This is a genomic window from Pseudomonas sp. LS1212, from assembly GCF_024741815.1.
GTDB lineage: Bacteria > Pseudomonadota > Gammaproteobacteria > Pseudomonadales > Pseudomonadaceae > Aquipseudomonas.
Window position 1 is genome coordinate 2,158,780 of record NZ_CP102951.1, and the last position, 11,377, is coordinate 2,170,156.

An 11,377-nucleotide genomic window follows, 5' to 3' on the forward strand; every position below is an offset into this window, starting at 1 on the left:
CTGATTAGTTGTCATACCCCAGATTAGGCGACAACCACCGCTCACTCACCGCGATGTCCTGGCGCTTGCGTCCCGAATAGCTCTGCACCTGATCCTTGTCGATCTTGCCCACGGCAAAATACTGCGCCTGCGGGTGAGCAAAATACCAGCCGCTAACAGCCGCCGCCGGGAACATGGCGTAATGCTCGGTCAGGGTCACGCCGCTCTGGCCATTCTGATCCAGCAGTTCGAACAACGTACCTTTCTCCGTGTGATCAGGGCACGCCGGGTAGCCCGGGGCAGGGCGAATGCCCACGTACTGCTCCTTGATCAGCGCGTCGTTATCCAGTTGCTCGTCCTTGGCGTAACCCCAATGCTCTTTACGCACCTGCTGGTGCAGCCACTCGGCGCAGGCCTCGGCCAGGCGATCGGCCAGGGCCTTGACCATGATCGAGTTGTAGTCGTCGCCCTTGTCCTGATAAGCCTTGGCCACTTCTTCGGCACCGATGCCGGCGGTGGTGATGAAGCCGCCCACATAGTCGGTCACGCCGCTCTCTTTAGGCGCGACGAAGTCGGCCAGGGAGAAGTTCGGCTTGCCATCGGTCTTGATGGTCTGCTGGCGCAGGTGGTGCAGCAATGCCAGGGGCTTGCCATCGTCGCCATAGACTTCGATGTCATCGTCCTGCACCTGGTTGGCCGGCCAGAAACCGAAGGTCGCGCGGGCGCTGATCAGCTTCTCGTCGATCAGCTTGCGCAGCATCTCCCGGGCATCGGCGTACAGCGCCGTGGCCGCTTCACCGACCACTTCGTCGGTGAGAATGCGCGGGTACTTGCCGGCCAGGTCCCAGGAGATGAAGAACGGTGTCCAATCGATGTACTCGGCCAGAACGTTCAGGTCGATGTTGTCCAGGACCTTGACCCCGGTGAAGGTCGGCTTCACCGGCTGGTAACTGCTCCAATCGAAGTTGGCCTTGGCTGCAATGGCCTGCGGGTAGCCCAGGCGCTCGGTGCGGGCGCTGCGGTTGGCGGTGCGCTCGCGCACTTCGATGTATTCCAGGCGAGTCTTCTCGACGAAGGCCGGCTTGAGTTCCCTGGACAGCAACTGCGTGGCCACACCGACGGCGCGCGAGGCGTCGGTGACATAGATCACCGCGTCATTGCTGTACTTGGGCTCGATCTTCACCGCCGTGTGGGCCTTGGAAGTGGTCGCGCCGCCGATCATCAGCGGCAGGTGGAAGTCCTGGCGCTGCATTTCGCGGGCAACGTGGACCATCTCATCGAGCGACGGGGTAATCAGCCCGGACAGCCCGATGATGTCGCACTTCTGCTCCTTGGCCACTTGCAGGATCTTTTCGGCTGGGACCATTACGCCGAGGTCGACGATGTCGTAGCCGTTGCAACCGAGCACCACGCCGACGATGTTCTTGCCGATGTCGTGAACGTCGCCCTTGACCGTGGCCATGAGGATCTTGCCCTTGGCTTCGGGTTTGTCGCCTTTTTCCAGTTCGATGAACGGAATCAGGTGGGCCACGGCCTGTTTCATTACCCGTGCCGACTTGACTACTTGCGGCAGGAACATCTTGCCGGCACCGAACAGGTCGCCAACGATGTTCATGCCGGACATCAGCGGGCCTTCGATCACTTCGATCGGGCGGGCGAAGGACTGGCGCGATTCTTCGGTATCTTCGACGATGTGGGTGGTGATGCCCTTGACCAGCGCGTGCTCGAGACGCTTGTTGACGTCCCAGCCACGCCACTCTTCGGTTTCGGCTTCCTTGACGCTGCCGTCGCCCTTGTACTTGTCGGCGATGGCCAGCAGGGCGTCGGTGCCTTCGGGGGTGCGGTTGAGGATGACGTCCTCGACCCGCTCACGCAGCTCCAGCGGGATCTGATCGTAGATCTCCAGCTGGCCGGCGTTGACGATACCCATGCTCAAGCCGTTGCGGATGGCATGCAGCAGGAACACCGAGTGGATCGCCTCGCGCACCGGGTTGTTGCCACGGAACGAGAACGACACGTTGGACACGCCGCCGCTGGTCAAGGCATAGGGCAGGTGGTCGCGGATATAGGCACAGGCGTTGATGAAATCGACAGCATAGTTGTTGTGCTCTTCTATGCCGGTGGCGACAGCGAAGATGTTCGGGTCGAAAATGATGTCTTCCGGCGGGAAGCCCACTTCATCGACCAGGATATCGTAGGAGCGCTTGCAGATTTCTTTCTTGCGCGCTTCGGTGTCGGCCTGGCCGGCTTCGTCGAAGGCCATCACCACCACGGCCGCGCCATAGCGCTTGCACAGCTTGGCGTGGTGAATGAACTGCTCCACGCCTTCTTTCATGCTGATCGAGTTGACGATGCCCTTGCCCTGGATGCACTTCAGGCCCGCCTCGATGACTTCCCACTTGGAGGAGTCGATCATGATCGGCACGCGCGAGATGTCCGGCTCGCCGGCAATCAAATTGAGGAAGGTGACCATCGCCTTCTTCGAATCGAGCATGCCCTCGTCCATGTTGATGTCGATCACCTGGGCGCCGGCCTCGACCTGCTGCAGGGCGACTTCCAGTGCTTCGGTGTAGTTGTCTTCACGGATCAGGCGGGCGAAGCGGGCGGAGCCGGTGATGTTGGTCCGCTCGCCGACGTTGACGAACAGCGATTGCCGGTCAATGGTGAACGGCTCCAGGCCCGACAGGCGGCAGGCCTTGGGAATGTCCGGGATCACCCGCGGGGCATAGCCCTTGACTGCCTCGGCGATGGCCTTGATGTGCCCCGGCGTGGTGCCGCAGCAACCGCCGACGATGTTCAGGAAGCCGCTTTGGGCGAATTCTTCGATGACCTTGGCGGTTTGCTCGGGCAGTTCGTCGTACTCGCCGAAGGCGTTCGGCAGGCCGGCGTTGGGGTGTGCCGAAACATAGGTGTTGGCCTTGTTCGCCAGCTCTTCCAGGTACGGGCGCAATTCACTGGCGCCCAGGGCGCAGTTCAGGCCGACGGAAATCGGCTTGGCGTGGCTGACCGAGTTCCAGAACGCTTCGGTGGTCTGCCCCGACAGGGTTCGGCCGGAGGCGTCGGTGATGGTCCCGGAGATCATGATCGGCAGTTCAACGCCCAGCTCTTCGAACACGCCTTGTACGGCGAAGATGGCCGCCTTGGCGTTGAGGGTGTCGAAGATGGTTTCGATCAGGATCAGGTCGGCACCGCCTTCGATCAGGCCTTTGGTGGCCTCGGTGTAGTTCACCACCAGTTCGTCGAAGGTGACGTTGCGGTAGCCGGGGTTGTTCACGTCTGGCGACAACGAGCAGGTGCGGCTGGTCGGGCCGAGCACGCCGGCGACGAAGCGCGGCCTGTCCGGGGTTTCCAGGGTCTTGGCATCGCACACCTGGCGCGCCAGGCGGGCGCCCTCGACGTTCAGCTCATACACCAGCGTTTCCATGCCGTAGTCGGCCTGGGATACCTGGGTGGCGTTGAAGGTGTTGGTTTCGAGGATGTCGGCACCGGCATCCAGGTAAGCCTTTTCGATGGCGCCGATCACATCGGGGCGGGTCAGCACCAGCAGGTCATTGTTGCCCTTGACGTCGCTCGGCCAGTCGGCGAAGCGCGTGCCACGATAGTCGTGTTCCTCCAGGCGGTAGCTTTGGATCATGGTACCCATGCCGCCATCGAGTATCAGAATGCGCTCTTTGAGGGCTTGCTGAAGTGCTTGGAGACGAGCGCTGCGGTCAGACATAGGACTACCTGGTAGGGCGGATACGAAAGATGCGGAATAATAACAAACCTGCGCGGTATTTAAGCGTATCAATCATTTGCATGAATTTGGCTCATGTTGGTGCGGGTGTCTCACGGGTAGAATCGCCAGGTTTTTAATTTTCAGGACACCGGCACATGGTGCATCGCTTCCTTGCCAGCGCCTTCGCGTTGCTCGTTTGCAGTTCGGCGCTTGGGCAAGCCCCTCTCTCTGGCTCGGCTATTTCGTATGCCCGGGATGTTCAACCGATCTTTACCGAGAAATGCGTCGCCTGCCATGCCTGCAATGATGCCGCCTGCCAGCTCAACCTGGGCAGCGCCGAAGGCGTTGTCCGAGGAGCTTCGAAAGTCCCGGTGTACAAGGGGGACCGCAGTGTTGCCGAGGCGCCGACCCGGCTGTTTTATGATGCGAGCGGCAGCGATGCCTGGCGCCGCAAGGGTTTCTATTCGGTACTCGACGCCCAGGGCAACCAGGCCGCGCTGATGGCGCGGATGCTCGAGCTGGGCCACAGCACGCCGCTGCAGCCCAATGCCAAGCTGCCGGAAGAGATCGTGCTGGGGCTCGATCGGGAAAACCTCTGCCCGTTGCCAGGCGAGTTCGATGCTTATGCCAAGTCCCATCCCAGGGAGGGCATGCCGCTGGCGGTGACCGGCCTGACCGAGCCGCAATACCAGACCCTCAAGCGCTGGCTGGCCGTTGGTGCACCGATGGAGCAGAACGCCATCATCCCCAGCGCCAGCGAAGCAACACAGATCGCCGACTGGGAAGCCTTGTTCAACCGACCCGGTTCCACCGAGGCGCTGGTGGCGCGCTGGCTGTACGAGCACTTGTTCCTGGCGCACATCTATTTTACCGGTGGCGAGCCGGGGCACTTTTTCCAGTGGGTTCGTTCACGCACGCCCAGCGGCAAGCCGATCGACCTGATCGCGACGCGTCGGCCCAATGACGAGCCGGGCAGCGATTTTTTCTATCGGTTGATGCCGGTGCAAGGTGTGATCGTACACAAGACGCATATCACCTATCCCATGGGGCCAAACAAGCTCAAGCGTGTCGAACAGTTGTTCTACAGCGGTGACTGGCATGCCAGATCCTTGCCTGGCTACGGTCCGCGTCACCGCGCCAATCCGTTCGAAACCTTCGCCGCCATCCCGGCGGTTGCGCGCTATCAGTTCATGCTCGATAACGCCGAGTATTTCGTGCGCACCTTTATCCGTGGGCCGGTCTGCCGTGGCCAGATCGCTACCGATGTGATTCGCGACAACTTCTGGGCACTGTTCCAGGAACCTGCGCATGACCGCTTTATCACCGATGCCAGTTACCGGGGCGAGGCCACGCCCTTGTTGGCCATGCCCGGGCAGATCGACGATGTCGGCAGTGTCTTGAGCCTGTGGCATGCCTACCGGGACAAGCGCAACGAGTATGAAAGCTTGCGCCGCGAGGCTTATGCGCAAATGCCGGCACCGAGTTGGTCGACCCTCTGGGCCGGCAACGACAACGCGTTGCTGACGATCTTCCGACACTTCGACAGTGCTTCGGTCAGCAAGGGGTTGGTAGGTGATGTGCCCAAGACCCTCTGGTTGTTCGACTATCCCTTGTTCGAACGCACCTATTATCAGTTGGCGGTCAATTTCGATGTGTTCGGCAATGTTTCGCACCAGGCGCAGACGCGCTTGTACTTCGACCTCATCCGCAACGGCGCGGAGGTCAACTTTCTGCGCCTGATGCCGGCCGAACAACGCGGCGACATCCTCGGCGACTGGTACCAGAAAAGCGGCAAGATCAAGATGTGGATGGACTATGAGAGCATCGATACCGATACGCCGAGCGGTTTGAAACTGGACGAAAACAATCCCAAGCGCGACTTTGCCCTCAAACTCGTCGAGCGTACTGGCAGCCTCAATGCCAGGCCCGATCCGATCAACCGCTGTCAGGGCGCTTATTGCTCGCGGCCGGGCATCGGTGAGGAGTTCAGGAATGTCGAGCAGGTGCTCAGCCGCCTGGCGTCACGCCCGGCCGCGGGGCTGAAAGTCATCGACCAGTTGCCCGAGGCGACCATGCTGCGCATCGAGGGCAGCAACGGCAAGCGCGTGGTCTACAGCCTGCTGCGCAACCGCGCCCACAGCAATGTGGCGTTCATGCTAGGGGAAGCCCATCGCTACCAGCCGGGGCTCGACACCTTGACGATCTACCCCGGGGTGATGAGCAGCTATCCGAATTTCATGTTCAATGTCCCGGCCAGCGATGTGCCGGAGTTCGTCGAGGACATGGAACTGGCCAAAACGCCGGAAAACTTCGAGCGGATCGTCATGCGCTGGGGCGTGCGGCGCAGTCATCCGCAGTTCTGGGAGTACTTTCACGACCTCGCCAGCTATATCCGTGAAACCGAGCCGGTGGAGGCCGGTGTGCTGGATATGAACCGCTACCAAAACCTCTGAAGCGGGTATCAAGGTGCTCCTGCCCTCGTTCCCACGCAGAGTGGGAACGAGGGCAACGAGGGCATCGCAATGCACGACCGCCGAGCGGTTTTTCGCGACCTTTTACAGCTTGTCGTGGTCCGACCTCTGGGATCCCGGCCATGCCGGGGCCTGAAGTATCGATATCAATACAGGCCGTCAGAGGGTCCAGGATGCTGTATTCGCTTCAAGCTCTACGAGCGCTGGCCTCCCGGGCCAGTTACGTGCTGATCGAGAAGCGCCTGTATCACCAGATCAAGGGGTGGTTGGACAGTCATCTGGCAGTGCCTGCGACCGTGCCGGTAACCCGACAAAATTACTAGGACTTTTTCAGGCGCGCCGTTTCGCGTAAACTGCCGGCAAGTCTGTGAGGAACTTCCATGAGCGCCATTACCATTACCGACGCCGCGCACGATTACCTGGCTGATCTGCTCTCCAAGCAGAACACCCCGGGCATTGGCATACGCGTATTCATCACCCAGCCGGGTACCCAGTATGCCGAAACCTGCATTGCTTACTGCAAGCCGGGCGAAGAAAAGCCGGAAGACACCGCGCTGGGGCTGAAAAGCTTTACCGCCTGGATCGACGGCGTCAGCGAGGCGTTCCTGGAGGACGCTGTTGTCGACTACGCCACCGATCGCATGGGCGGGCAACTGACCATCAAGGCGCCTAACGCCAAAGTACCGATGGTCAACGCCGACAGTCCGATCAACGAGCGCATCAACTATTACCTGCAAACCGAGATCAACCCGGGGCTTGCCAGCCACGGCGGTCAGGTGAGTCTGATCGAAGTGGTCGAAGACGGTATTGCCGTGTTGCAGTTCGGTGGCGGTTGCCAGGGTTGCGGTCAGGCCGACGTCACCCTCAAGGAAGGGATCGAGCGCACGTTGCTCGAGCGCATCCCTGAGCTCAAGGGTGTTCGCGACGTGACCGACCACACGCAGAAAGAAAACGCCTACTACTAAGGAAGGCGTTCGCTGCAGATGAAAAAACGGCGCCCCGTGAGCGCCGTTTTTTATGCCCGATCAACCGGCCGTGCGAGCGCAGCCTTCGGGCTTGACGCTGTCGGCCAGAATCAACAATTCATAGGCGGCCGGCTGGCCAATCCGGGCAAGCTCTCCTGCCACTTACGGCCGGTACAGGTGAGCGTGGCTGGCGCGGTACAAGGCCGACTCCGAGAAGCTGTCAGTGGCCAGTACCCGGCCCACCAGAATCAGCGCGGTACGGCGAAAGCCCTTGTCCCGGACCTTGTCGAGAATATCGTCGAGGGTGCCGACGACCCAGTCCTGATCCGGCCAGGTGGCGCGGTGCACCACGGCAATCGGGCAATCGTCGCCATAGTGCGGGCGCAGCTCCTCTATGATTTTTTCAAGGTGCTGGACGCCGAGGTGGATGGCCATGGTCGAACGGTGCCGGGCCAGGCTTGCCAGCTCTTCGCCGCTGGGCATCGGGGATTTGTCGGCGTAACGGGTCAGGATCACGCTCTGGGAGATCGCCGGCAGCGTCAGCTCGACGCCAAGCAGGGCCGCACTCGCCGCCGTGGCAGTAACGCCGGGAATGATCTGGTAAGGGATGCCCAATTCTCGCAAATAGCGAATCTGTTCACCGATGGCGCCGTACAGGCTCGGGTCGCCGGAATGCACGCGAGCCACGTCCTGGCCCTTGGCGTGTGCGGCTTGAATCGTCTCGATGATTTGCTGCAGGTGCAGCTCGGCGCTGTTGACCAGCACCTCGGCACAATGGCCTTCGAGCACGGCAGCCGGCACCAGTGAGCCGGCGTAGATGATCACCGGGCAGGTGCGGATCAGGCGTTGCCCCTTGACCGTGATCAACTCCGGGTCGCCGGGGCCTGCACCAATAAAGTAGACCGTCATTGGAGAATCCTGAAAAAGCCTGGAAACGCGTTTTGCTTGAAAAAAACTCAAGTAGCCGACGCGTGCTAGAGGGAGATTATCGAATATTTTGCCGGGGAGCAGCCAATGCCAGTGTGGCGCGAGCAGATGTGCAGCGCGGTGCTTTCAGTTCGGCTGAGCAGCCGCCCAGCTGTTCGGCCAACGCCAGCGCACAGCTTTCGGCGATGCCGAAGCAACCGGTATGGCGATGGGCGAGGGTAGACCGATGGTTGAGTTGCGGCTCGAAGCGGGCCAGTTCAGCCGAGCTGAAAAACACCAGTGGCAAACCGAGTTGCTCGGCCAATGCCAGCAGCCCGGGCTCCTGACATTTCAGGTCGATGCTGGCAAGGCCGGTCAGCGCCGAACGCTGCAGCCGGTATTGCAGCAACGTCCGGTCAAGCAGGGCGCCCAGCTCGCTGGCCGAGCAACCGCGTTGGCAGCCGAAGCCGGCCACCAGGACCTGCGAACGGCCGGCCAGGCTCATCAGGCCTGGCTTTTGCGACGAAACAGCCAGGCGCTGATCAGGCCCAGTGCAACCCAAAACACGGCATTGGTCAGCAAGGATGCGATCTGGAACTGCGATTCCAGCGCTTCGGGGGCCAGGCTTTCATGCACTTCAGGCTGCGGTGCGCCGATGAAATGCGGCACCACCAGAATCGCTGCGCCCAGGACCTTGAGCAGCCAGTTCTTGCCGAACGCGATCAGCGCCAGGCCCACGGCAGTGGAAGCGGCAGTCCCGACCCACCAGGTTTGGCGCAGGGCCAGGTCTGCAGCGGCAGTGCCGGGCAGCTCCGGCGGCAAGCCCAGGTTTGGCGCCAGGCAGAACACGGCGAAACCGGCCAGCCCCCACAGCACGCCTTCGGAGGTGCGGCCGGGTGCACGCAGGGTATACAGCGCGGCCAGCATCAGCGCGAAGCCGACGGCGACCACCAGGTTGCCGCCAGTGGTGGAAAGTAGGCGCTGCCAGCCATCTTCCGGCGCCCAGGCTTCGGCATCGTGGCTGTGCCCGGCCGCAGCGCCGTCGGCATGCTCGTGTGCTTCGACGGCAGGGGCCGCATTTTCATAGGTTTCCGCTTGCAGGATCAGCGGGACGACCCAGAAGCTTTGCAGCAGGGTCAACAGCAGGGCGGCGAGCAGGCCGGTAAAGCCTGCAGTCCGGGCAATGCGCTTGATCATGTTGGCTGTTCTCAATGGCACGGGAAAGCGGCGCTGTGACGGGTGTCATGCGCGGCGTTGTGAACGGCTTCGATGTGCGAGAAACCGGCGAAATAGACCAGGCAGATGCCGAGCACGGAGGCGCATATGGCGACGACCAGGCGTTGGGTCTGGGTGGACGTGACGACGGCTGAGTGGCTGGCGGTAGTGATGGGCATGGCGCTTCCCTCTTGTGGTGATCGAGGCGGCCAAGCGCGAAGAACCCCTGCGCGCGAGCTCGCAGAGGTATCAACAGCGCCCGCCCACCGCGGGTTTGTCAGGTATGGTCTGGGCCGGTCTCCGGGCTTGCGAGGGGCTGGCGTGTTGCTCAAGCCTGCAAGAATCACCTTCCCATGCCGGACAGCTGGCACAGTGGATCTGATTCTTCTCTCGCTTACCGTTGCGGGGGCAGCGCCGGACTTGCCAGGTAGTGTAGTAGCACCTGACGCACCGGTTTCCCGTTTCACCCTGTGAAGGGCACCCAAACGAATCCGCGTAGGAGAGCATGGGTGGGTGGGGGGCGTCAAATGGCATGTGGGGTGTTGGTTGCTTGGGTATGCGCCTGTTCACACCTTTGTAGCCGCTGCCGAAGGCTGCGCTCGCGTGCGAAGCAGGCGCAGGATCTTGAGATTGCCAGGGGGCCTTGCGGCCCCAGCGCAGCCTGGCGGCAGCGGCTACGCCGATCGAGGTGCGCCGGACAGGGAGCCCCGCCGCGCAATCAACTCGACAGATGCGATTGACCAACCCGCAACCACTGCGTAGCCTTGCCCATTCGAGGTTCTCCAGCCTTCAAGCCGGAGCTAAGACGGGAACGCGGTCCAATGCCGCGGCTGCCCCCGCAACTGTAAGCCGTGAAAGATCCGACAATGCCACTGCACTGATGCGGGAAGGCGTCGGGCTCGCCGATCGAAAGCGATCGGCACACAGCAAGCCAGGAGACCTGCCTCGGACAGATTCTCACTACAACCGGGCGGGGTGATCCGGTGGCGAATGCGACCTCGTGCCTGGCACCGAGGTACTCGTCCTGCATGCCCGCCATCCGCCAAGGGCATCCAATGAAAACACTGGCCAAACTTCCCGTCACCATCGTCACCGGCTTCCTCGGCTCGGGCAAAACCACCCTGTTGCGACACATGCTCGACAACGCCCAGGGCCGACGCATCGCCGTCATCGTCAACGAATTCGGCGAGCTGGGTATCGACGGCGAGATCCTCAAGCAATGCAGCATCGGCTGCACTGAAGAAGAAGCCAACGGCCGGATCTTCGAACTCGCCAACGGCTGCCTGTGTTGCACCGTCCAGGAAGAATTCTTCCCCGTGATGCGCGAGCTGGTCGAGCGCCGCGGTGACCTCGATCATATCCTTATCGAAACCTCGGGCCTGGCGCTGCCAAAGCCTCTGGTCCAAGCCTTTCAGTGGCCGGAAATCCGCAGCGCCTGCACCGTCGATGCGGTCATTACCGTGGTCGATAGCCCAGCCGTCGCTGCTGGCACTTTCGCCGCCTTCCCGGATCAAGTGGATGCCCAGCGCAAGCTCGATCCGAACCTGGACCACGAATCGCCCCTGCACGAACTCTTCGCCGACCAATTGGCCAGCGCAGACCTGGTCATCCTCAACAAGGCGGACCTGATCGACGCCCAATTGCTCGCCGCCGTGCGCCGCGAAGTGGCTGAAGAACTGCCGCCGGCGGTCAAAGTGATCGAAGCCAGCAGCGGTCGCCTGCCGCTGGAGGTCCTGCTGGGTCTGGGAGCCGAGTCGGAGGCGCATATCGATGCTCGTCGTACACACCACGACCACCATGACGGCGATGATCACGACGATCATGACCACGATGCCTTCGACTCCATCTCCATCCAATTGCCGCAAGCAGATGAGAGCCTGCTGCTCGATGCCCTGACCCAACTGGTGGTGCAACACGGCATCCTGCGGGTCAAGGGTTTCGCCGCGATTCCCGGCAAACCCATGCGCTTGCTGATCCAGGGGGTCGGCACACGCTTCGACAAGCACTATGACCGCGCCTGGCGCGCCGAAGAAAACCGTGCCACGCATCTGGTGCTCATCGGTCAGGAACTCGATGCCGCGCTGCTCGAGAGCCAACTGCACGCCGCGTTGAACGTCTAAGCC

General features: G+C 61.8%; 8 protein-coding genes and 2 riboswitches. Of the genes, 3 read left to right on the top strand and 5 right to left on the bottom strand.

What is annotated here, in order from left to right; translation table 11 throughout:
* Positions 1-4: 4 nt before the first annotated feature.
* Positions 5-3,697, bottom strand: a complete 3,693-nt coding sequence (gene metH / locus NVV94_RS10130; RefSeq protein WP_258447030.1) for a methionine synthase — start codon at positions 3,695-3,697, stop codon at positions 5-7.
* A gap of 155 nt (positions 3,698-3,852) precedes the next feature.
* Between metH and NVV94_RS10135 the strand changes: the two genes are divergently transcribed.
* A complete protein-coding gene (locus NVV94_RS10135) occupies positions 3,853-6,150 on the top strand; it encodes a fatty acid cis/trans isomerase (protein WP_258447031.1) in 2,298 nt (765 codons plus the stop codon).
* A gap of 398 nt (positions 6,151-6,548) precedes the next feature.
* Positions 6,549-7,133 carry a Fe-S biogenesis protein NfuA gene (gene nfuA / locus NVV94_RS10140; protein WP_258447032.1) on the top strand — a complete coding sequence of 195 codons (585 nt, stop codon included), beginning with the start codon at positions 6,549-6,551 and terminating at the stop codon, positions 7,131-7,133.
* Between the two features lie 162 nt (positions 7,134-7,295).
* Here the strand turns inward: nfuA and cobM are convergent, their stop codons facing one another.
* The 4 genes from cobM to NVV94_RS10160 form a co-directional block, all read right to left on the bottom strand.
* A complete protein-coding gene (gene cobM / locus NVV94_RS10145; RefSeq protein WP_258447033.1) occupies positions 7,296-8,042 on the bottom strand; it encodes a precorrin-4 C(11)-methyltransferase in 747 nt (248 codons plus the stop codon).
* A 76-nt stretch (positions 8,043-8,118) separates the two neighbouring features.
* Positions 8,119-8,544 carry a cobalamin biosynthesis protein gene (locus NVV94_RS10150; protein WP_258447034.1) on the bottom strand — a complete coding sequence of 142 codons (426 nt, stop codon included), beginning with the start codon at positions 8,542-8,544 and terminating at the stop codon, positions 8,119-8,121.
* On the bottom strand, positions 8,544-9,236 hold the full coding sequence (locus tag NVV94_RS10155; protein ID WP_258447035.1) for a CbtA family protein: 693 nt from the start codon (positions 9,234-9,236) through the stop codon (positions 8,544-8,546). The genes NVV94_RS10150 and NVV94_RS10155 overlap by 1 nt, the downstream gene beginning before the upstream one ends.
* Before the next feature lie 11 nt (positions 9,237-9,247).
* Entirely contained in the window at positions 9,248-9,433 is a 186-nt protein-coding gene (locus tag NVV94_RS10160; RefSeq protein WP_258447036.1) for a CbtB-domain containing protein, read from the bottom strand.
* Between the two features lie 94 nt (positions 9,434-9,527).
* Positions 9,528-9,754, bottom strand: a riboswitch (cobalamin riboswitch).
* Between the two features lie 258 nt (positions 9,755-10,012).
* Positions 10,013-10,217: riboswitch (cobalamin riboswitch) on the top strand.
* A 92-nt stretch (positions 10,218-10,309) separates the two neighbouring features.
* On the opposite strand from NVV94_RS10160, the gene cobW reads away from it, so the two are divergent.
* Entirely contained in the window at positions 10,310-11,374 is a 1,065-nt protein-coding gene (gene cobW, locus NVV94_RS10165; RefSeq protein WP_309304286.1) for a cobalamin biosynthesis protein CobW, read from the top strand.
* Positions 11,375-11,377: the final 3 nt, after the last annotated feature.